Annotated in this window: 18 protein-coding genes; 12 read left to right on the forward strand and 6 right to left on the reverse strand. The window is 60.9% G+C overall.

All coding sequences use genetic code 11. From position 1 onward, the window contains the following. Positions 1-6: 6 nt before the first annotated feature. Positions 7-2,538 carry a DNA topoisomerase (ATP-hydrolyzing) subunit B gene (gene gyrB / locus K3180_RS04990; protein WP_221538633.1) on the reverse strand — a complete coding sequence of 844 codons (2,532 nt, stop codon included), beginning with the start codon at positions 2,536-2,538 and terminating at the stop codon, positions 7-9. Positions 2,539-2,666: 128 nt separating this feature from the next. Here gyrB and K3180_RS04995 point away from each other — a divergent pair, with 128 nt between their 5' ends. The 5 genes from K3180_RS04995 to K3180_RS05015 all read left to right on the forward strand — a co-directional run bounded on the left by K3180_RS04995 (position 2,667) and on the right by K3180_RS05015 (position 9,175). Beyond that, on the forward strand, positions 2,667-4,052 hold the full coding sequence (locus K3180_RS04995; protein ID WP_221538637.1) for an L-serine ammonia-lyase: 1,386 nt from the start codon (positions 2,667-2,669) through the stop codon (positions 4,050-4,052). Positions 4,053-4,095: 43 nt separating this feature from the next. Further along, positions 4,096-5,652: a class I adenylate-forming enzyme family protein gene (locus K3180_RS05000; RefSeq protein ID WP_221538639.1), complete on the forward strand. Its 1,557-nt coding sequence runs from the start codon at positions 4,096-4,098 to the stop codon at positions 5,650-5,652. A gap of 386 nt (positions 5,653-6,038) precedes the next feature. Continuing rightward, positions 6,039-7,613 carry a glutamine-hydrolyzing GMP synthase gene (gene guaA, locus K3180_RS05005; RefSeq protein ID WP_221538641.1) on the forward strand — a complete coding sequence of 525 codons (1,575 nt, stop codon included), beginning with the start codon at positions 6,039-6,041 and terminating at the stop codon, positions 7,611-7,613. 49 nt (positions 7,614-7,662) lie between these two features. After that, positions 7,663-8,328: an endonuclease III domain-containing protein gene (locus K3180_RS05010; protein WP_247710320.1), complete on the forward strand. Its 666-nt coding sequence runs from the start codon at positions 7,663-7,665 to the stop codon at positions 8,326-8,328. A gap of 61 nt (positions 8,329-8,389) precedes the next feature. Beyond that, positions 8,390-9,175 carry a hypothetical protein gene (locus K3180_RS05015; protein WP_221538644.1) on the forward strand — a complete coding sequence of 262 codons (786 nt, stop codon included), beginning with the start codon at positions 8,390-8,392 and terminating at the stop codon, positions 9,173-9,175. A 21-nt stretch (positions 9,176-9,196) separates the two neighbouring features. On the opposite strand, the gene K3180_RS05020 is transcribed toward K3180_RS05015, so the two are convergent. From K3180_RS05020 to K3180_RS05030, 3 genes are all read right to left on the reverse strand, one after another. Continuing rightward, the gene (locus K3180_RS05020; RefSeq protein WP_221538645.1) at positions 9,197-9,607 is read right to left on the reverse strand and encodes a hypothetical protein; all 411 of its coding nucleotides are present in this window, start codon (positions 9,605-9,607) and stop codon (positions 9,197-9,199) included. 73 nt (positions 9,608-9,680) lie between these two features. Further along, positions 9,681-11,108, reverse strand: coding sequence for a metalloprotease TldD (gene tldD, locus K3180_RS05025; protein ID WP_221538646.1), 1,428 nt, complete (start codon positions 11,106-11,108; stop codon positions 9,681-9,683). 39 nt (positions 11,109-11,147) lie between these two features. After that, complete coding sequence (locus tag K3180_RS05030; RefSeq protein WP_221538647.1) at positions 11,148-11,408, reverse strand: zinc-finger domain-containing protein; 261 nt, start codon at positions 11,406-11,408, stop codon at positions 11,148-11,150. A 53-nt stretch (positions 11,409-11,461) separates the two neighbouring features. On the opposite strand from K3180_RS05030, the gene K3180_RS05035 reads away from it, so the two are divergent. Next, positions 11,462-12,400, forward strand: coding sequence for an ABC transporter ATP-binding protein (locus tag K3180_RS05035; RefSeq protein ID WP_221538648.1), 939 nt, complete (start codon positions 11,462-11,464; stop codon positions 12,398-12,400). Between the two features lie 18 nt (positions 12,401-12,418). Here K3180_RS05035 and K3180_RS05040 read toward each other — a convergent pair whose 3' ends face one another. Then, the gene (locus K3180_RS05040; RefSeq protein WP_160728558.1) at positions 12,419-12,607 is read right to left on the reverse strand and encodes a hypothetical protein; all 189 of its coding nucleotides are present in this window, start codon (positions 12,605-12,607) and stop codon (positions 12,419-12,421) included. Positions 12,608-12,746: 139 nt separating this feature from the next. Between K3180_RS05040 and nadB the strand changes: the two genes are divergently transcribed. After that, complete coding sequence (nadB, locus tag K3180_RS05045; protein ID WP_221538649.1) at positions 12,747-14,330, forward strand: L-aspartate oxidase; 1,584 nt, start codon at positions 12,747-12,749, stop codon at positions 14,328-14,330. A 28-nt stretch (positions 14,331-14,358) separates the two neighbouring features. Here the strand turns inward: nadB and K3180_RS05050 are convergent, their stop codons facing one another. Then, positions 14,359-14,733 carry a PilZ domain-containing protein gene (locus K3180_RS05050; protein WP_221538650.1) on the reverse strand — a complete coding sequence of 125 codons (375 nt, stop codon included), beginning with the start codon at positions 14,731-14,733 and terminating at the stop codon, positions 14,359-14,361. Positions 14,734-14,974: 241 nt separating this feature from the next. Between K3180_RS05050 and K3180_RS05055 the strand changes: the two genes are divergently transcribed. From K3180_RS05055 to K3180_RS05075, 5 genes are all read left to right on the forward strand, one after another. After that, positions 14,975-15,865, forward strand: coding sequence for an alpha/beta fold hydrolase (locus tag K3180_RS05055; RefSeq protein ID WP_221538651.1), 891 nt, complete (start codon positions 14,975-14,977; stop codon positions 15,863-15,865). Between the two features lie 375 nt (positions 15,866-16,240). Then, positions 16,241-16,750 carry a TonB family protein gene (locus K3180_RS05060; RefSeq protein WP_221538652.1) on the forward strand — a complete coding sequence of 170 codons (510 nt, stop codon included), beginning with the start codon at positions 16,241-16,243 and terminating at the stop codon, positions 16,748-16,750. 586 nt (positions 16,751-17,336) lie between these two features. Next, positions 17,337-19,376, forward strand: a complete 2,040-nt coding sequence (locus K3180_RS05065) for a ribonucleoside-diphosphate reductase subunit alpha (protein ID WP_221538653.1) — start codon at positions 17,337-17,339, stop codon at positions 19,374-19,376. 75 nt (positions 19,377-19,451) lie between these two features. Next, the gene (locus tag K3180_RS05070) at positions 19,452-20,510 is read left to right on the forward strand and encodes a ribonucleotide-diphosphate reductase subunit beta (protein WP_221538654.1); all 1,059 of its coding nucleotides are present in this window, start codon (positions 19,452-19,454) and stop codon (positions 20,508-20,510) included. Between the two features lie 2 nt (positions 20,511-20,512). After that, on the forward strand, positions 20,513-20,774 hold a 262-nt coding region (locus tag K3180_RS05075; RefSeq protein ID WP_221538655.1), incomplete at its 3' end, for a hypothetical protein.

Raw genomic sequence — 20,774 nt, forward strand, 5'->3', positions numbered from 1 at the left:
CGGCGATCAGACGTCGAGATTGGCGACGTTGAGCGCGTTGGCCTGGATGAATTCACGGCGAGGCTCGACGACATCGCCCATGAGCCGGGTGAAAATCTCGTCCGTCACGTCGGCATCTTCGACCTTTACCTGGAGCAGCGCACGATTTTCCGGATCGAGCGTGGTCTCCCACAACTGTTCCGCGTCCATTTCGCCCAGCCCCTTGAAGCGGCTGACCTTGAGGCCCTTTCGGCCCGCGGCCATCACCGCATCCACCAGTTGGGTCGGAAGGATCAACGCATCGTCGCCGACCACCGGAGCAGGTTCTTCGGTATCTTCGACATCTTCGGCGTCGACCTGGTCCTCGAACTCTTCCTCACTCCCACGAATGAGGCGAACCGGAGACGCGTAGATGTCGGCATTTTCCTGCGCGACGCGGTGCAGCTTGCGGGCTTCTGCGCTATCAAGGAATTTGCCCTCGATCTCGTGCACATCGGTCACCCCGCGCCATACGCGGTGAAAACGAACCTGTCCGTCTTGGCCAAGTTCGGCGGACCAACGGGCCTCGGGATCGCCCATTTGCAGATGGGCCGCAGCCTTCGCCAGCGCGGCCTGCCTGTCTATGCTCTCGGGATCGAGCGCACCGGCCAGCGCCATCGCCTCGACGATTGGCGCGTTGTACTTGCGCGGTACGAAGTTCATGTGGTTGCGAAGCCGCAGTGCGTGCTGGACCAGTGCCGCCAGTTCTCCCGATGCGCGCGATCCGCCCGCGGTTTCGAGAATGCGGCCCTGAAGACCGGCCTCGATCAGGTAGCGATCATAGGCGGCCTGATCCTTGAGATAGACTTCGGATTTGCCGCGCACGACCTTGTAGAGTGGCGGCTGCGCGATAAAGAGATGACCGGCCTTGACGATCTCGGGCATCTGGCGGTGAAAGAAAGTCAGCAGTAGCGTGCGGATATGCGCACCGTCCACGTCGGCGTCGGTCATGATGACGATCTTGTGGTAGCGCAGCTTTTCCAAGTCGAATTCGTCGCGCAGTCCAGTGCCCATGGCCTGTATCAGAGTACCGACCTCCTTGGACGAAATGATCCGGTCGAACCGCGCACGCTCTACATTCAGGATCTTGCCCTTCAGTGGCAGGATCGCCTGATACTGGCTGTCACGCCCGTTCTTGGCAGAGCCCCCTGCCGAGTCACCCTCGACCAGGAAAAGTTCGGCCTTGGTCGCGTCGCGCTCGCGGCAGTCGGACAGTTTCCCGGGTAGCGACGCAATGCTCATCGCGCCCTTACGGCTCATTTCGCGCGCGCGGCGGGCCGCTTCGCGCGCAGCAGCTGCATCGATCACCTTCTGGATGATCTGCTTTGCATCGTTGGGATTTTCCTCGAGCCATTCGCTCATCTTCTCGCCCATGAGCGATTCCAGCGGCTGGCGGACCTCTGAGGAGACCAGCTTGTCCTTGGTCTGCGATCCGAACTTGGGGTCGGGCAGCTTCACCGAGACGATCGCGGTCAGACCTTCGCGCATATCCTCACCCGAAAGGCTGACCTTTTCCTTCTTCATCAGGCCCGACGAAGTCGCGTAATTGTTGAGAGTACGCGTCAGTGCTGCGCGGAATGCGGCAAGGTGCGTGCCCCCATCCCGCTGGGGAATGTTGTTGGTGAAGCAGAGCACGTTTTCGTAATAGGAATCGTTCCATTCGAGCGCGACGTCGATGCCGATGCCGTCCTTCTCCGCGCTGACCGAAATCGGCTCCGCAACGAGGGCCTGCTTGTTGCGGTCGAGATATTTGACGAAGGCCGCGATGCCGCCTTCGTAGAACAGGTCGTGCTCGAGCGGTTCCTCGTGCCGCTTGTCGCGCAGGAGGATGCGCACGCCCGAGTTGAGGAAGGCCAGTTCGCGATAACGATGTTCGAGCTTCTCGAAATCATATTCGCTAACGTTCTTGAACGTATCGTCCGATGCCTTGAAGGTGACGCGAGTCCCTTTCTTCAGGCCATCCTCATCGCCATTGGAGGCAACGGGCGGAGCATCGCCCACAACGCGCAGGCTTTCGACCGCATCGCCATGTTCGAAGCGCATCCAGTGCTCTTTGCCGTCGCGCCAGATCACCAGTTCGAGCCATTCCGATAGCGCGTTGACCACGGAAACGCCCACGCCATGGAGGCCGCCCGATACCTTGTAGGCATTATCGTCGCTCGTATTCTCGAATTTGCCGCCCGCATGAAGCTGGGTCATAATGACCTCGGCCGCCGACACGCCTTCGCCCTTGTGCATGTCCACCGGGATACCGCGGCCATTGTCTTCCACGCTTACGGATCCATCGGGATTGAGTTCGATCAGGACGAGGTCGCAATGACCTGCCAACGCCTCGTCGATGGCATTGTCGGACACCTCGAAGACCATGTGGTGCAGGCCCGATCCATCGTCGGTATCACCGATATACATGCCGGGCCGCTTCCGGACCGCGTCGAGGCCCTTCAGCACCTTGATCGAATCTGCGCCGTAACCGTTCTTTTTCGGGGCGTTTTCGCCCGCTTCGGGTATGTTCTCGTCCATGCCCATCATATAGGCGTGCAAGGGCGGAAATCCAAAGTTTTCGGCCCCGATTTACCCACAGACAATCGAGAGACAGGTTTCACCTGCAACCGGTTGATTTCGGGACGGGCAAGGCGCATCACGCAGCCATGCTATCAGTGCTCGACATCTTCCGGATCGGGATCGGTCCTTCCTCCTCCCACACCGTGGGTCCGATGCGCATAACGCGCACTTTCATCCGTGCGCTCGACAAGGCTGGCAAGCTGGATCGCACAGCGCGGGTGACGGCCCAATTGCAGGGATCTCTGGCGCTTACAGGGGTCGGTCACGGAACGGTCGATGCCACGATGCTTGGCCTCATGGGGTTCGCTCCCGACAGGACCTGCCCGGACGATGCCGCGCAGGCGCTGGCCGATCTACGCCGAAGCAAACGGATTGCGCTTGGCGGAAAGCGCGAAATCCCCTTCGATCCGGCAGCCGATATCGACCTTGCCGGCCACATATTGCCCGAACTTCACCCCAATGGAATGAAACTGACGGCGCTCGAGGGGGAAGGAAAGGTTCTGGCAGAGCGGACCTATTTCTCTACCGGGGGCGGTTTCGTAGCCTCCGAGGCGCAGTTGAAGCGCAAGCCGAAGGACGACCGGATCAACACGGGTACACAGGTGCCGCACGATTTCGGTTCGGCGGAGGAATTGCTGGCGGCCTGCAAATCGACCGGTCTTTCGATAGCCGAACTCGTACTCGCCAATGAAGACGCGTTCCGCTCGCGCGAGAAGACGATGGAGGGTATCGACCGTGTCGCCAAGGCGATGGACCAATGCATCGACCGCGGGCTGACCCAGCGAGGCATTCTTCCGGGCGGGCTCAAGGTTGAAAGGCGCGCGCCCGACCTTTGGGACAAGCTTTCCGCCAATCCGCAATCGAACGAACGTGAGCAGCTGTTCGATTGGCTGAACTGCTACGCAATGGCCGTAAACGAAGAAAATGCAGCGGGCGGGCGCGTGGTGACTGCACCGACGAACGGCGCGGCCGGCATCATTCCCGCGGTCATTCGCTTCTATTGCCAGACCGCCGACGAGCAACCTTGCCGGGACAGTCGCCGGACGTTCCTGCTCACCGCAGGCGCAATCGGCCTGCTTTACAAGCAGCGTGCGAGCATTTCGGGGGCCGAAATGGGATGCCAGGGGGAAGTCGGCGTGGCCTGTTCGATGGCGGCGGGTGGTCTGGCGGCCTTGTGGGGCGCATCGCCGGTACAGATCGCCTCGGCAGCCGAAATCGGGATGGAGCACAACCTCGGCCTCACCTGCGATCCGGTGGGCGGACTGGTGCAGGTGCCCTGTATCGAGCGTAATGCCATCGGTGCGGTGAAGGCAGTCAACGCGGCACGGCTGGCGCTGCACCGCACGGGCGCGGAAACGCTGGTCAGCCTCGACCAGGTCATCGAGACCATGCGCCAGACCGGGCTCGATATGAGCAACAAGTACAAGGAAACCAGCCAGGGCGGGCTCGCGGTAAACGTCATCGAATGCTGAGATAGCTACTCGACAGTGTCGCACGGTCCGATAGGGTGACGCCATGGGAGATACATTGCATCTCGCCGCATTGGAGCGGCCCTTCGGTTCGTTTTCGGATATCATCAGCGCCAATGGGGCCAGGCTGGGTGAAACGCCCGCTCTGCTCGACGAGAATGGCGAACTAAGCTGGCAGGAGCTCGGCGAACGAGTCGAGCGGATTGCGGCGCGGCTACTGGAAGACGGCCTCCAGCGCGGACAGGCGGTCGCAATCCTTGGCACATCGAGCATTGGCTATGCGCTGGTATTCCTTGCGGCCATTCGCGCCGGTGGTGTCGCCGCCCCCCTGACGACAAGCGCCAGTGCCGAACAGCTTGCCGGCATGGCCGAGGACTCCGGTGCGCGACATATCTTCATCGATCGCGCAAAATTATCAGAATTGGGAGAAGAATGTTTTCCGGGCCTCAGCCGCGTCATACTCGATGAAGAGCTGGAGAGCTGGATGGCGCCGCCGCATACGCGCGCGCCGGTTGTCGATCACGATCCGGGGGAACCGTTCAATATAATCTATTCCTCGGGCACTACCGGCACGCCCAAAGGCATAGTCCATTCGCACCAGATGCGCTGGCGGCAGTTCGCATCGACTGCGGCCAGTTGGATCGAAAACGGGCTGGAGGTCCGCAGCCTCGCATCTACCCCGCTCTATTCGAACACCACCATGGTCGCTTTCCTGCCTGCACTGCTGGCCGGCGGTACCGTGCGTGTGATGGGCAAGTTCGACCGGATGCGCTGGCTCGAAAGCGCCCAGAACGATCGCACTACGATCACCATGCTGGTGCCGGTGCAGTATCAGCGCTTGATGGACGAGCCGAAGTTCGACGATTTCGACTTGTCCGCACTGCAGCTCAAATATTGCACTTCGGCACCCTTCCCTGCGGAGCTGAAGCGCGAGGTTCTGCGCCGCATGCCCGGTGCGCTGATCGAAATCTATTCGATGACCGAAGGCGGCGTGGTCTGCCTGCTAGAAGCGCACAAGTTTCCCGACAAGCTGCATACGGTGGGCAGACCCGCTCCCGGCAGCGAGTTGAAGGTGCTGGACGACGGTGACCGCGAAGTTCCTGCTGGCACTCCGGGCAATCTCATCGGACGCAGCCAGACCATGATGAGCGGTTACAAGAACCGCCCGGAGCAGACCGAGGAGGGCTATTGGACCGATCCCGAAACGGGCGAGGTCTGGCAACGCATGGGCGATATCGGACGCGTCGATGCGGATGGCTTCGTCGAGCTGGTCGGCCGTGCGAAGGACATGATCATCTCGGGCGGATTCAATATCTATCCGGTAGATCTGGAAAATGCACTGTTGGAAGAGGACGGCGTAATCGAAGCTGCGGTGATTGGAGTACCCTCACGCAAATGGGGCGAGACGCCGGTGGGCTTCGTGCGCCTTTCCGAAGATGCGCGTGATCCGCAGGACATTCGCGATTCGGTCAATGCGCGACTCGGAAAAACCCAAAGACTCGCACAGTTGCATGTAATCGAAGAGATGCCGCGTAGTCACATCGGCAAGCTGCTCAAGACCGGCCTGCGCGAAGAAGCCGAGCGTCGGGGATTGCCGGAATAGGTGCGATTCGAGACGCGGCGCCGACACTGGGGGGAGGGGGAGAGGAGATGTGTGGGCGGCCGCGTCTCTACTCGCTGCCATATCGCCTCTCGGACAAGCGGCGCTCGCGCTAGGAGCCACGAGTGGACCAATGTGGACCGGCTCGCTCGCCGAGAGGAAGGCGACGACAGCAACTCTTGGGAAGGGACTGCCGCCATCTCGTTCCCGGGCAAAGATCTGAGTTGGGAGGGACATCTCCGCGCCGGGTGTGGGTTGCGAAATAATGTTACAGGCCTGTGAACTAAAGTGAGAAAACATCAGGAAGTGTTGCGTTTTGCGCAACTGAACCGGCGTGCGCTTTTTCTCCCTCTCTGGACAGCATCAAGCCCGCGTCCTAACCGCCGCGCATGGACCCTTCCCACCTCCCCGATTCCATCCTCATCGTCGATTTCGGCAGCCAGGTCACCCAGCTCATCGCGCGCCGCGTGCGCGAGGCCGGGGTCTATTCGGAAATCGCCCCCTTCACCCAAGCCGAAGAGGCGTTCCATCGCCTGAAGCCGAAGGGGGTCATTCTTTCGGGCAGCCCTGCCAGCGTGCCCGATCGCGACAGCCCGCGCGCTCCAGATGTGATCTTTGAAAGCAAGGTCCCCATCCTCGGCATCTGCTATGGCCAGCAGGTCATGACCCAGCAGCTCGGCGGCGAAGTTCGCCCGGGTCACGAGACCGGCGAAGGCGGCGAGTTCGGGCGCGCTTTCTGCGAAGTGACCGAAGAATGCGTGCTCTTCGACGGTTTGTGGAAGCCCGGTGAAACGCATCAGGTCTGGATGAGCCATGGCGACAAGGTCACCCGCATCGCCGACGGTTTCCGGATCGTCGCCACGAGCCCCGGTGCGCCCTTCGCGCTGATTGCAGACGACGAGCGCCGTTATTACGGCACCCAGTTCCATCCTGAAGTGGTCCATACCCCCGACGGCGGCAAACTGCTCGCCAATTTCGTGCGCCATGTCTGCGGGCTCGCGGGCGACTGGACCATGGCCGAGTTCCGCAAAACCAAGATCGAGGAAATCCGTGCGCAGGTGGGCGACGGAAAGGTCATTTGCGGTCTGTCCGGCGGTGTCGACAGCGCGGTGGCAGCCGTACTTATTCACGAGGCGATAGGCGAGCAACTGACCTGCGTCTTCGTCGACCACGGCCTCATGCGAATGAACGAGGCCGAACAGGTCGTCACCCTGTTCCGCGACCACTACAACATTCCGCTGGTTCACGTGAACGCGGAGGAGATGTTTCTCGGTGGACTTGAGGGCCAGACCGACCCTGAAAAGAAACGCAAGTTCATCGGCGGCGCTTTCATCGACCTGTTCGAAGCAGAAGCGAAGAAAATCGGCGGCGCGGATTTCCTGGCACAGGGTACGCTCTATCCCGATGTCATCGAAAGCGTCAGCTTTACCGGCGGCCCGTCGGTGACGATCAAGAGCCACCACAATGTCGGCGGCCTGCCCGAACGCATGAACATGGAACTGGTCGAACCGCTACGCGAACTGTTCAAGGACGAAGTGCGCGACCTGGGGCGCGAACTCGGCCTTCCCGAAGTCTTCGTCGGCCGCCACCCCTTCCCCGGTCCGGGCCTCGCCATCCGCATCCCGGGCGAAGTGACCAAGGAGCGCTGCGATATCTTGCGCAAGGCCGATGCGATCTACCTCGAGGAAATTCGCAACGCCGGTCTCTATGATGCGATCTGGCAGGCATTTGCCGTCCTGCTTCCGGTCAAGACAGTCGGCGTGATGGGCGATGGGCGAACCTATGACAGCGTCTGCGGCCTGCGTGCAGTTACCAGCACCGACGGCATGTCCGCCGACATCTATCCATTCGATGCCGGTTTCCTCAGCCGCGTTGCGACGCGGATCATCAACGAGGTCAAGGGCATCAACCGCGTCGTCTACGACTACACTTCGAAGCCACCCGGCACGATCGAGTGGGAGTGATTTGCGACTAGCACTGGGACCCGATCCGCGCTCCGAGACTTTACGGCGCTTGCAAGCGTTGCTTGTCCAGCGCTTCGGACGGATCGAGCGTGCGGCGGTGGAATGGCGACGACCGGAATGGGTGCTGGTACAGGGAGTCATCGGCGCACGGACGAAGTCGGAAATCTCCAACGCGGCGACCGACCAATTGCTCAAACGCTATGGCTCGTGGGAGGCGGTGGCGGATGCTCCGCTGGAGGAACTGCAGAACGAACTTTCCACCCAGACTTACCCCAATATCGCCGCAGAACGTCTCAAGGACAGTCTGGCCCGGCTCATCGAACTTCGTGGAGCGGTCGACCTTTCGCATCTTACGGAGATGGAAACGCTGGAGGCGATGCGCTGGCTCGAGCGTCTTCCCGGCGTCGGACGCAAGATTGCAGCCGGGGTGATGAATGCCTCGACCCTGGACCGCCGTGCAATCGTGCTGGACGGACACCACAGGCGCATTCTGCAACGCATGGGTCTCGTTCCGCCAAAGGCCAGCACCGATCGTGCATTCGAGGCGATCATGCCTGCCATGCCGGATGAATGGGACGGCGGAGATTTCGACGAGCATCACCTGCTTATGAAAAAGCTCGGGCAGACATTTTGCCGCCCCGCCGCGCCAAAATGTTCGAACTGTCTCGCACTGTCACTGTGCAGCACAGGCCTCGGGCATGTCGGTGAGAGATAGAGGGGCGCATCCAGGCGCGCGCAGCATTGCGGAATCAATTAGACACAGGCAAGGGAAAGCAATGAGTTGGGATGACTATTTCGCCGCCGACGCTGGCAGTGCAGAAGCAGAGCGCCGCGGCAAGAAACGCACTGTCACCGTTGGCTGGACAGTACGGTTCGCGAAAAGTGATGCGATCTGGAGCCCGCCGACGACCTTCGCCCGCTCTGAACCGAAGTCAAAAAGCGGCAAGTCGATTCAGGTTTGTCCCGCCGCTATAGATTTCGACCGGCGACACTTCGTTATTCCCTGCCCGGTAGACCTTACCTTGGCCTTCGTACGCGATGCACAGGGTCGACTCCAGCTAACCGATGCCGATGGCGAACAATCTGGTATGAGACCGCAGGGCCGTGCCAACTTGCTGCAATTGCAACCTCAGTCTGAATGGCGCGACCCAGAACGGCCAATCCTCCAGTTCACCGCGCCCTATGTCTTCGTGGCAGACGAACCATGTTGGGTGGTCCAGACCGAACCCTATCTCCACTGGTTTCCGGAAAGACGACCAGGTGTGGCGATGGGCGGTCGGTATCCGATCCATATCTGGCCCCGACCGCTGGCATGGGCGTTCGAATGGTACGACCTTTCGAAACCACTGGTGCTAAAGCGGGGAGATCCCTGGTTCTATGTCCATTTCGAGACGGAAAACCCGGGCGCACATGTCCGGCTGGTGGAGCAGGAAATGACCGACGAGCTCGAGACGTATCTCGATTCGATTATTGATGTGTCGAACTACGTCAACAAGACCTACGGCCTATTCGGCGAAGCCCAGCGTATCAGGCCCGAAAAACTACTCAAGCCGAAGAGTTGACGTCAGGCTTCTGACAATTGCTCAGCCCTCTTCAGCCTTACGATAGGGCACAAACTCGTCGAGCATGATCACACCCGAGAAGAAGTCCCCCGTCCGGTCGTAGGTCTGGATCTGGTCGGTGCGGCAGAGCGACGTGGCGCTGAACTTCTTGATGACCAGGTAATCGCTATCATCGATACTCTCGGGAGTACGGGTATAATTGACCCAGATGGTATTCCCATCCTTGTAGACCAGCGCCGTGTCATCGATGCTGGTCAGGGACCGCGAACCAATGGTGCGAATGCAATTCTGCGGCTCACCGGCCACGCGGCCTTCGAGCATCTTGGCCAGCTTCTGTTCGCCGCGCGTCATTTCGGCGGTTTCGTCAGCCTGAACTGAAGGCGCAGCCAGCAATCCAAGAGCGGCGGTGGCGAGTGCGAGGCGTTTGAACATGGCGAGTCTCCTAACTTCGCGAAACATATATCAAACATGCGCTGAACGCACGCTGACTCGTGCGACTGCTGGGCTAGCCCGTTCCGCCAACGGTAATGCCATCGATCAGAAGCGTCGGTTGTCCGACGCCTGCAGGCACGCTTTGCCCGCCCTTGCCGCAGATCCCGATGCCTTCGTCCAGTGTCATGTCGTTGCCGATGCCCGTGACGCGGGTGAGCACGCTGGGGCCGTCCCCGATCAGCGTGGCACCCTTGATCGGCGCGACGACTTTGCCCTTTTCCACCTTGTAAGCCTCGGTGCAGGCGAAGACGAACTTGCCGCTGGTAATATCCACCTGCCCGCCGCCGAAACTGGTGGCGTAGATGCCGTCCTCGACCCGGCTGAGCAGTTCGGCGGGGTCATCGCCGCCGCTCTGCATGAAGGTATTGGTCATGCGCGGCATGGGCGCGTGCTGGTAGTTTTCACGGCGTCCGTTTCCGGTCGCCTCGACACCCATCAGCCGCGCATTGAGGCGGTCCTGCATATAGCCCTTGAGGATGCCGTCCTCGATCAGCACCGTCTCGCGCGTCGGCGTGCCTTCGTCGTCGATGGACAGCGAGCCGCGCCTCTCCGCCATGCTGCCATCGTCGATCACGGTCACGCCGGGCGCCGCCACACGTTCGCCGAGGCGGCCCGAAAAGGCGCTGGTACCCTTGCGGTTGAAATCCCCTTCGAGCCCGTGCCCCACCGCTTCGTGAAGCAGGACGCCGGGCCAGCCCGGGCCGAGCAGGACGGTCTTTTCACCCGCAGGCGCGGCCACGCTTTCGAGATTGACCAAGGCCTGCCTGACCGCTTCGTCGATCGCGCGCATCCACGCGCCCTCGTCGAACAGCCGGTCATAGAGATAGCGTCCGCCCAGACCGAAGAAGCCAGTTTCGCGGCGACCGTTCTGTTCGGCGACGACCTGGATGTTGAGGCGGACCAGCGGCCGGATGTCGCGCGCGATATGCCCGTCGGGGCGAACGATCTCGACGACGCTCCAGTTCGCCAGCAGGCTAGCTGAAACCTGCGCAACGCGGGGATCCTTGGCGCGGGCAACGGCATCGATCTTTTCCAGCAATGCGACCTTCTCCTCGAACGGGACGAGGTCGAGCGGGCAAAGGTCGGTATAGAGATGGCGGTTGGTCCGCTCGGGCGGCGCGGCGAGCGGGCTGGTGGTCGCATCGAGCAATTGCAGTGTTTCGCCCGCGCGGCGGATGGCGGCCGCGCTGATCTCGTTTGCGTGAGCAAAGCCGGTGGTCTCACCCGATACCCCGCGCAGGCCGAAGCCCGAATCGCGGGAATAATCTGCGGTTTTCAGCCTGCCATCGTCGAAACCGAAGGCTTCGGATGCGATGAACTGCATGTAGAGCTCGCCATCATCGCAGGACGACAGGAGTTGCCGCGTCAGCGACTGTGCCTCTTCAGGCGAGAGCTTGTTTCCGTATACGAGTGAGAGAGGATCGGTCAGCGGTTCTGTCATGCTCCCCATGTAGGGAGGACCGCACCGATTGGCGAGGGGCTAGAGGTGGCCCGGATCGCCGCCTTCGGAGATGTCCATCAGCTGCGACTGGTCGACCCCGTCCGCAGGACCCCCTTCGAGCACGAAGCGGCGATCGCAATAACCGCAATCGACATAGCCATGCTCGTCGATCTGGAGATAGACCTTGGGGTGGCCCAGCGCGGCAGGCTTGTAGTTCCTGCCGCTGCGGATGTCGGTCGCGCCATCGCACCATACGCGCCGCGTGGTGACCTTGGACACTTCGGGAGGAGGCAAACTCATGAAAGGGCCGATAATGGGTTTTTCTGTGCGCCTCAAGCGCCTAGGGCACAGTGATGACCACACCGTCTGCAATTTCCATCGACAATCTCGTCAAACGCTATGCCCCCAGCGGGCCGGGGGACGAAGGCAAGCTGGCGCTCAAGGGTGTCAGTTTCGACGTGCCGCAGGGCGGCGTGTTCGGATTGCTCGGACCCAACGGTGCCGGCAAGTCGACGATCATCAACATATTGGCCGGTCTGGTGCGCAAGACCAGTGGCAGTGCGGAAATCTGGGGTTTCGACATCGACGCCAACCCCCGCAATGCCAAACGATCCATTGGGATCGTCCCGCAGGAAATCGTCTTCGATCCCTTCTTCACTCCGTTCGAAGTGTTGGAGAACCAGGGCGGCTTTTACGGCATTTCGAAGAAGGACCGGCGCAGCGAGGACCTGCTTGCCGCCGTCCACCTTTCGGACAAGCGCGATGCCTATGCGCGTACCCTCTCGGGCGGGATGAAGCGCCGTCTGCTGATTGCCAAGGCGATGGTGCATTCGCCGCCAATTCTCGTGCTCGACGAACCTACTGCAGGGGTGGATGTGGAATTGCGCCGCCAGCTGTGGGAGCTGGTCCAGGAACTGAATGCCGAGGGCGTGACCGTGGTGCTGACCACCCATTACCTCGAAGAGGCGGAGCAGCTGTGCGACCGCATTGCCATCATCAACCACGGCGAGCTGATCGCCAACAAGCCGACCCGCGAACTGGTGGGCATGGCGCGCGAGAAGATCGTTTCGGTCAGCGTCGACAAGGATCTTGGCGGGCCGATCATGGAAGAAGCCTTCCTCAAGGCCGAGGTGGTCGATCCGCGCCGGCTCGACATTACCTATGATCGCGACAAGGCCAGCGCAGGACAGGTCCTCGCGCTGGTCCAGAGCCATGGCTACGGGATTGAAGACGTTACCACCCGCGAGGCCGACCTCGAGGACGTGTTCGTGCAACTCACCGGCGCGGGCTGAACCGCGCCGGGAAATTCATCAGCCGAAGCTGCGCGGTCCGAGACCGGCGTCCTTTACGCGGAGCACATCCCAGACGTGCGGTTCGATTTCCTCCATCGGCGTCCTGCAGCAGCGGCATTTGCCGACATGCATGCCGCCAGCCTTGCGCATATTGGCATGATCGACCGAGTGGCGCCCGAAAGCGCAGGCGAGTAGACCCATTTTCATTATTTGCGACCCTCCAAGTCCCGAAATTCAAAGCCCCTGTCGAGTCGCTCCATAGCCAGCTTGCTCCTGCCGTTAACCTCGTTTTCGGCGAATCGTTCTCTACTTGCCGCGTGGTGATTGCGTGGGCATGAGGCGGGCCATGAAAGAAGCTCATGACGTCCTTGTTATCGGATCCGGCGCCGCCGGTCTGACCGCCGCGCTGGCACTGGCTGAAAGCCGGAAAGTACTTGTCCTCGCCAAAGGTCAGCTCACGAGCGGATCGACCGCTTGGGCACAGGGCGGAATCGCCGCCGTTCTCGACACGGGCGATACCTTCGAAAACCATATTCGCGATACCATGGTGGCGGGCGCGGGACTCAACGATCTCGAAACGGTCGAGTTCGTCATCGAACGCGCGCCGGCGGCGATCGACCGGCTGTGCGACCTCGGCGTGCCCTTCAACCGTGAAGAAGACGACCTGCATCTCACGCGCGAAGGCGGACATTCGCACAGGCGGATCGTCCATGTGAACGATGCGACCGGCTGGGCGGTGCAGGCGGCATTGCTCAAGGCGGCGGAGGAAAATCCGAACATCACCCTCCTTCCGAACCAGAGCTGCATCGATCTCATCACCGGGCGCAACCAGGAGGAATATTCGGGCTCGGGGCGCGTTTGGGGCGCCTATGCGCTGGATGCGGAAAGCGGCAAGGTCGTCACCCATGTCGCGCGGGCCACTATCCTGGCCGCGGGGGGCGCAGGCCGCGTCTATCTCTTCTCCACTGCACCGCGCGGAGCGACGGGGGATGGGATCGCCATGGCCTGGCGCGCGGGTGCCCGCGTATCGAACATGGAAATGATGCAGTTCCACCCGACCTGCCTCTACAACCTCGAGGTCAAGAATTTCCTCATCACCGAGGCGGTCCGGGGCGAAGGCGGGCGGCTGTACAACCCAGCAACCGGCGAGCGCTATATGGCGGGCTATGACGCGGAGCGGATGGAACTCGCCCCGCGCGACATTGTGGCACGCGCGAATGACGACCAGATCAAGCGCCACGGCCTCGATTACGTTCATCTCGACATCAGCCACCAGCCTCCCGAATTCGTCCGGCAGCATTTTCCCACCATTCACGAAAAACTGCTTGGACTCGGTATCGATATGACCAGGGAGCCGATCCCGGTCGTTCCTGCGCAGCATTATACCTGCGGCGGGATCAAGATCGGCCTCGACGCGAAGACCGATCTTCCCGGACTCTGGGCTGCGGGCGAATGCACGGAGAGCGGCCTGCACGGCGCCAACCGTCTCGCTTCCAACTCTCTGCTCGAATGCTTCGTGTTCGGCGAAGCGGCGGCCAAGGATATTCTGGAATGCTGGGACCAGCTCGACGATCCGCCCGAAATCCGGCCGTGGGACGAAAGCCGCGTGACCGATTCAGACGAGGAAGTGGTCATCAAGCAGAACTGGACCGAAATCCGGCGCTTCATGTGGAACTATGTCGGCATCGTGCGCACGACCAAGCGGCTGGAGCGCGCGGCGCACCGGATCCGCCTGCTGCGCGAGGAGGTCGAGGATTACTACGGGCACTTCCGCGTGACGACCGACCTCATCGAACTGCGCAACCTGCTCGAATGCGCCGGTCTGATCGTCAACAGTGCTCTCAAGCGCCGCGAAAGCCGGGGGCTGCACTATATAATGGACTATCCGGAGACCGACCCCATTGCGCACGACACTGTGCTCATCCCGTAAGGGACCGAACTGCTCGCTTGTAACAAACTCAGCGGTTCGCAGGTTCGGGAAGGTTCGAGGCTTTCAACGGGGGGAGCCTGCGCCCGAACGTATCGAGCGTGACGAACTCGTTCTCCGCGCCGGGGTCGTCGAAAGTGAAATACTTCACGGCCGCATCGGAAAGCTGTTCGCTGAATTCCATCCCGACATCGCCGCCTTTCGCCCAGCGAACGGTCCCCGAGATGTCGAGGCCGGAAATCAGCGTGAGCTGCAATTCGCTGCCGATCGGTATCTGTTGTTCGATGCCGCTCAACCGGCAACCAGCGGGCGAAAGGTCGCGGAGCGTGACTCGCGACGTTTCGTGCCCCGCGCGGCTAAGCACGTCGGCGTTCACGTCAAATCTTTTGGACAGGCGCTTGTCCATGTTTAGTCCGGTCTCCAATCCAGAACTGACGGTGGCAGAGCGGCTCCGAGAGATATTGTAGAATCCCGCCAAGGGTTAACCGGGCGCAAGAATTGCACGGGGCTGGATCGGTCCTCGTCGATGCAACGATCGCGACTTTCGATTTGCCAAGGCGCCACGCTGCGGATGCCCTTGCAGCTCCCGCTGGACAGGGGCTGGTCTTTACGGTCAATTGCGATCCTTGCACGACAGGAGGGGAACAATGCCGAAGGTAGTCGCGAACGGGATCGACATTCATTACGAAGAACACGGGGATTCCGGCGATCCGGCGATGCTGCTTATCATGGGTTTCGGGGCGCAGTTGACGCTCTGGCCAGACGAATTGGTAGAGGCGCTCGTCTCGCGCGGCTTTCGCGTCATTCGCTACGACAACCGCGATATCGGCCTCAGTCACAAATTCGATGGAGTGAGGGCGCCGGGCATCGTCAGGATGACCCTCATGTCCAAACTCGGCCTCACTCCGCGCGTGCCCTACACCCTGCGCGACATGGCTGCCGATGCCATCGGCCTGCTCGACGCGCTGGATATCGACCGCGCGCACATCGTCGGTGCGAGCATGGGCGGAATGATCGCCCAGCACGTGGCGGCCAACTATGCCGAACGCTGCCTCAGTTTCACCCAGATTTTCTCGACCACCGGCAATCCCAGGCTGCCGCAGGCCCGCAAGGAAGCCCTTGAAGCTCTCGTGACGCGTCCGAAGAGCGATGCCGAAGAGGTACTTGTCGAGCACGGCATCATGCTGGCGCGCACGATCGGCTCGCCGGGCTATCCTTCCCCGGAAGAGCGTCTGCGCGAACGCACGCTGTCAAATCTGCGTCGCAGCTTCTATCCCGAAGGTCCCACGCGCCACCTATCCGCAATCGTAGCCGATGGTGATCGCAGTGCGATGCTGCGGAAAATCACCGTTCCCACATTGGTGCTTCATGGTGAAGACGACCCTCTCGTGCCTTGCGAAGGAGGCCGCGACACCGCTGCCTGTATCCCGGGTGCGAAACTCAAAACGATTCCGGGCTGGGGTCACGATTTGCCGCTGGAACTGGTGGAGATTCTGTCCGGCGAAATCACCTCTCACGCCCGGAATGCGACGAACTGACAAAGGCGTTCGACGAAGGACAATTGCGATCGACGAACAGGACGAATGTCGGGTGCCATTTAAGCGCGAGTCTGTTGCGCGATCGTGGCTTTCCCGAAGCGCGCGCAGGAATAATCGCACCTTCCCGATCGAAAGGAATTACTCGAAAAAGACGCAATATTCCCAATTTGTAGCCTTACGACGCATATTTCTGCGTAGTTTGACAACGCCGTTTCACGGGCGCATCACTTCTTGCAACAGCTCCGATCCCGCAGTCGGCGTTGTTTGATCGACCACTGAACGTCTTCGCTTAGATCATAAATGGGCTGTCGCGATCACTGCGTAACTCTCTGCGGCCGATCATTCGCTTTTCGTTTCGAAAAAAGGATGATCACAATGTACAAAATCCTCGCACTTGCACTCGCCACTGCGGTTTCGGCAGCCCTGCTCGCTGAGCCGGTTCTTTCCCAGAACATCGTCGTCACGCCCGATACCCAGCACCGGGAATTCGTCGAGACGGTCTCGCGCGATCTGGACCGGCAACTTTCGGTGGCTGCGCGGCTGGGCGATGCGCCGAATGGCGAAGGTATCTCTATCGTCCGCTTCACCCGCGATAACGATGGCGATGCTGCCAATGTGAAGCTCTATCGGGCTTCCGGCAAACGCGGTTTCGACCGGATCGCCATGAAGGCCGTTAGCCGTCTGCGCTCGCTGGATAGCGCTCCGCCGAGCGTGGACCGGGACCAGATGTACCAGGCGAATATCATCTTCGCCGAAAACAGATGGGGTGCCGACAGGCTGAGACAACAGCTGGCAGCCGAGGAGGCGGCCAGATTGGCTTCCTCACCATCCGAACGAATGGTTCTCGCCTTCGGTAGCGCCGGAAAAACCCGTCCCACTTCCTGACCGGTGCTCCCCTTCCCGGCCAGTAGTCCCGACCGGGAACGCCCTGGCGTCGCACCCCGTTCTGCGGGAAGGGTGCGCCGCCGGGGTTCGTCGAGTCGAGACCGGGCTGCACTGCGAAAGGTCGGGAAAGGAAAGAAAATTTCCCACCGCGATTCGAATGAATCGCAAGCCGGTCACACAATCTTTGCCCGCAAAATTTTTTCACCCGATGCGATTTTGGTCTTGCGATTTCGCAAAGCCAGCTTGGTCCACGCGTCGCTGCATTGCATCATCGGCACGGACCCGAACCAGCCCCCTTCCGGCGCGTTAAATTTTCATTGACCCTCTTGCGCCGGAGTCCGCTCTGATTCAGTATCTAGTGGTCGGTCGCCTGGGGGTACCTACAAGACCTAGCGATAACGCTTCCGCTCCCCATATAGGAGAAGACGCGAATTCGCCCCGGTCTGTGGAGAAACAGGGGAGAAGTTTTCACCCCGCCCCACGGCTTTCGGTGCTAGGCGGGGAGGGCTCTCGCCGACTCGAACACATAGCGAACGGACGGCAGCACGATCCTGCCGCAGTCGCACAGGCAAACGGTGGGGACACGATGGATTTCAAAGGCGGAGACGAAACGGCGATGGGACTGGACATGGATACTCAGGACACTGTCGAAGATGCCGCTCCCACCGAGACGAAGAAGCCGGAAAAGGCAGTCAGCATGAAAAGCCAGGACAAGGGTAGCGAGCAGCTCGTCGCCGAAAAGGCGGGTGAAGCGATGGCCGGTGCCATGGCCGAAGTCGCCAAGGCGTCCGTCAAGGAAGACAGCAAGAAAGTCCTCGACCGCCGTTTCGACGTGCAGATCGACACCAGCCGGGATGATCTGCTGACCGCCTTCGGCAAGGAAACGCTCGAAGACCGTTACCTGCTGCCCGGCGAAAGCTATCAGGACCTGTTCGCCCGCGTCGCCGATGCCTTCGCCGACGATGCGGATCATGCGCAGCGCCTTTACGACTACATTTCCAAACTGTGGTTCATGCCCGCCACGCCCGTGCTTTCCAACGGCGGCACCCAGCGCGGCCTGCCGATCTCCTGCTATCTCAACAGCGTGGAGGACAGCCTCGACGGGATCGTCGGCACATGGAACGAGAACGTCTGGCTCGCGTCCAAGGGCGGCGGCATCGGCACCTATTGGGGCAATGTGCGCGGCATCGGCGAACCGGTCGGCCTCAACGGCAAGACCAGCGGCATCATTCCCTTCGTGCGCGTTATGGACAGCCTGACGCTGGCGATCTCCCAGGGTTCGTTGCGCCGCGGTTCGGCCGCCTGCTACATCGATGTCTCGCACCCCGAGATCGAGGAATTCCTCGAGATCCGCAAACCTTCGGGCGATTTCAACCGCAAGGCGCTGAACCTGCACCACGGCGTGCTGGTGACCGATGCCTTCATGGAAGCGGTCCGCAATGGCGAGGAATTCGACCTCGTCTCTCCGCGTGACGGCAGCGTTCGCAAGACGGTGGATGCGCGCAGCCTGTTCCAGAAGCTGGTCGAAACCCGCCTTGCCACGGGCGAGCCCTATATCGTCTTCTCCGACACGGTGAACCGGATGATGCCCAAGCATCACCGCGATCTGGGCCTCAAGGTCTCGACCTCGAACCTGTGCGCCGAGATCACCCTGCCGACGGGCATCGACCACCTCGGCAACGATCGCACGGCGGTCTGCTGCCTGTCCTCGCTCAATATCGAGAAGTGGGACGAGTGGAACGAGGACAAGCAGTTCATCGAGGACGTCATGCGCTTTCTCGACAACGTGCTGCAGAACTATATCGACCGCGCGCCCGATGAGATGGCCCGCGCGAAATATTCCGCCACGCGCGAACGCAGCGTCGGGCTGGGCGTGATGGGCTTCCATTCCTTCCTCCAGCAGAAGGGCATCGGCTTCGAAAGTCCGATGGCCAAGGTCTGGAACCTGAAGATGTTCAAGCATATCCAGGGCAAGGCATCCGAAGCATCGATGATGCTCGCGAAAGAGCGCGGACCCTGCCCGGATGCCGCCGAAATGGGCGCGATGGAGCGGTTCAGCTGCAAGATGGCGATCGCGCCGACCGCGTCGATCAGCATCATCTGCGGTGGCACCAGCGCCTGCATCGAGCCGATCCCGGCCAATATCTACACCCACAAGACGCTTTCGGGCAGCTTCGTGGTGAAGAACCCCTATCTGGAAAAGATCCTCGACAAGAAGAGCAAGAATTCGACCGCGGTCTGGAACTCGATCCTGGAAAAGGGTGGCAGCGTCCAGCACCTCGATTTCCTGACGCCGGAAGAGAAGGCGACCTTCAAGACCAGCTTCGAGATCGACCAGCGCTGGCTGCTCGAATTCGCCGCCGACCGCGCGCCCTATATCGACCAGGCCCAGTCGCTGAACCTGTTCATCCCGGCCGATGTCGACAAGTGGGACCTGATGATGCTGCACTTCCAGGCGTGGGAGAAGGGCATCAAGTCGCTCTACTACCTCCGCTCGAAGAGCGTGCAGCGCGCCGGTTTCGCCGGCGGGGTGGAAGCGGACAACACCGCCGACGCCGCCAAATACGAACTGGCCGCAGGTGCTGGAGAACAGACCGATTACGAAGAATGCCTCGCCTGCCAGTAATGGCCGGTGCCGCTCGCCTTGCATATAACGGGCCGGGGCAACCCCGCCTGACTGGAATTTCCGGAGACTGATACGATGTCGTTGCTCGAAGCCCGCAAGACCTACAAGCCGTTCGAATACCCCTGGGCATACGACTTCTGGAAGCGCCAGCAGCAGATCCACTGGATGCCGGAAGAGGTGCCGCTGGGCGAAGACTGCCGCGACTGGGCGCAGAAGCTGACCGAGCACGAGCGCAATTTGCTCACGCAGATCTTCCGCTTCTTCACCCAGGCCGATGTCGAGGTGCAGGATTGCTATCACGACAAATACGGCCGCGTGTTCAAGCCGACCGAGATCAAGATGATGCTCACCGCCTTTTCCAACATGGAAACGGTGCACATCGCGGCCTACAGCCACCTGCTCGACACGATCGGCATGCCCGAAAGCGAATACAGTGCCTTCCTCGAATATGAGGAAATGAACGACAAGCACAATTACATGCAGCAGTTCGGCGTCGACAATGATGAAGACATCGCCCGCACGCTGGCCATGTTCGGCGCCTTTACCGAAGGCATGCAGCTGTTCGCCAGCTTCGCCATGCTGATGAACTTCCCGCGCTTCAACAAGATGAAGGGCATGGGCCAGATCGTCAGCTGGTCGGTGCGCGATGAAAGCCTGCACTGCGAAGGCATCATCCGCATGTTCCACGAATTCGTGCGCGAGCGAGATTGCCTGACCAAGGCGGTCAAGGAAGACATCATCGACATCTGCCAGAAGACGGTGCGGCTGGAGGATAACTTCATCGACCTCGCCTTCGAAATGGGCCCGGTGTCCGGCATGACGCCCAAGGATATCAAGAAGTATATCCGCTATATCGCCGACTGGCGGCTGGGCCAGCTCAACCTCGATCCGATCTACATGGTCGACGATCACCCGCTGCCCTGGCTCGCCCCGCTGCTGAACGGGGTGGAGCACGCCAACTTCTTCGAACAGCGCGCCACCGAATATTCCAAGGGCGCGACCAAGGGCGAATGGAACGACGTGTGGTCGAGCTTCGACAAGCGCCGCACCGCCAAGGCCGCGAACGAGGAAGAGACCGCCGACGACGGCCCGGGCCTGTTCGGCGAGAGCGAAGGGGCTGTGGCGGCGGAGTAGATATGGAGACGCTCAAAAATATTGGGCGACCGCCGTTCGCAAACTACGATCTCGTCGTGTATTTCGGGGGAGGGCTTTTCGCTCTCCCCTTTTTATATCGGTACTTTTTACACCCATTCGGGGTACCTCTGCCCAGCTTTGTACTGACTGAATCCCCCCAAATTACGCTGGAAATCATTAGGGGCTTAGGCCCTGTTGACAAACTGGATTCACAATCGCTGCGAGATGTGATTCAAGATAGCTTTTGCGGAGGTTATCTTGGCG

Origin of the sequence: Qipengyuania huizhouensis (assembly GCF_019711635.1) — a bacterium.
In the GTDB taxonomy this organism is placed as follows: Bacteria; Pseudomonadota; Alphaproteobacteria; order Sphingomonadales; family Sphingomonadaceae; genus Qipengyuania; species Qipengyuania huizhouensis.

Bases quoted from the DNA above. Each gene is read 5' to 3' on its own strand.
- K3180_RS05015 (WP_221538644.1), top strand. From the start codon at position 8,390: ATGAGTTGGGATGACTATTTCGCCGCCGACGCTGGCAGTGCAGAAGCA.
- K3180_RS04995 (WP_221538637.1), top strand. From the start codon at position 2,667: ATGCTATCAGTGCTCGACATCTTCCGGATCGGGATCGGTCCTTCCTCC.
- K3180_RS05060 (WP_221538652.1), top strand. From the start codon at position 16,241: ATGTACAAAATCCTCGCACTTGCACTCGCCACTGCGGTTTCGGCAGCC.
- K3180_RS05055 (WP_221538651.1), top strand. From the start codon at position 14,975: ATGCCGAAGGTAGTCGCGAACGGGATCGACATTCATTACGAAGAACAC.
- K3180_RS05020 (WP_221538645.1), bottom strand. From the start codon at position 9,607: ATGTTCAAACGCCTCGCACTCGCCACCGCCGCTCTTGGATTGCTGGCT.
- nadB (WP_221538649.1), top strand. From the start codon at position 12,747: ATGAAAGAAGCTCATGACGTCCTTGTTATCGGATCCGGCGCCGCCGGT.
- K3180_RS05000 (WP_221538639.1), top strand. From the start codon at position 4,096: ATGGGAGATACATTGCATCTCGCCGCATTGGAGCGGCCCTTCGGTTCG.
- K3180_RS05065 (WP_221538653.1), top strand. From the start codon at position 17,337: ATGGATTTCAAAGGCGGAGACGAAACGGCGATGGGACTGGACATGGAT.
- gyrB (WP_221538633.1), bottom strand. From the start codon at position 2,538: ATGGACGAGAACATACCCGAAGCGGGCGAAAACGCCCCGAAAAAGAAC.
- K3180_RS05050 (WP_221538650.1), bottom strand. From the start codon at position 14,733: ATGGACAAGCGCCTGTCCAAAAGATTTGACGTGAACGCCGACGTGCTT.
- guaA (WP_221538641.1), top strand. From the start codon at position 6,039: ATGGACCCTTCCCACCTCCCCGATTCCATCCTCATCGTCGATTTCGGC.
- K3180_RS05035 (WP_221538648.1), top strand. From the start codon at position 11,462: ATGACCACACCGTCTGCAATTTCCATCGACAATCTCGTCAAACGCTAT.
- K3180_RS05070 (WP_221538654.1), top strand. From the start codon at position 19,452: ATGTCGTTGCTCGAAGCCCGCAAGACCTACAAGCCGTTCGAATACCCC.
- tldD (WP_221538646.1), bottom strand. From the start codon at position 11,108: ATGACAGAACCGCTGACCGATCCTCTCTCACTCGTATACGGAAACAAG.
- K3180_RS05040 (WP_160728558.1), bottom strand. From the start codon at position 12,607: ATGAAAATGGGTCTACTCGCCTGCGCTTTCGGGCGCCACTCGGTCGAT.
- K3180_RS05030 (WP_221538647.1), bottom strand. From the start codon at position 11,408: ATGAGTTTGCCTCCTCCCGAAGTGTCCAAGGTCACCACGCGGCGCGTA.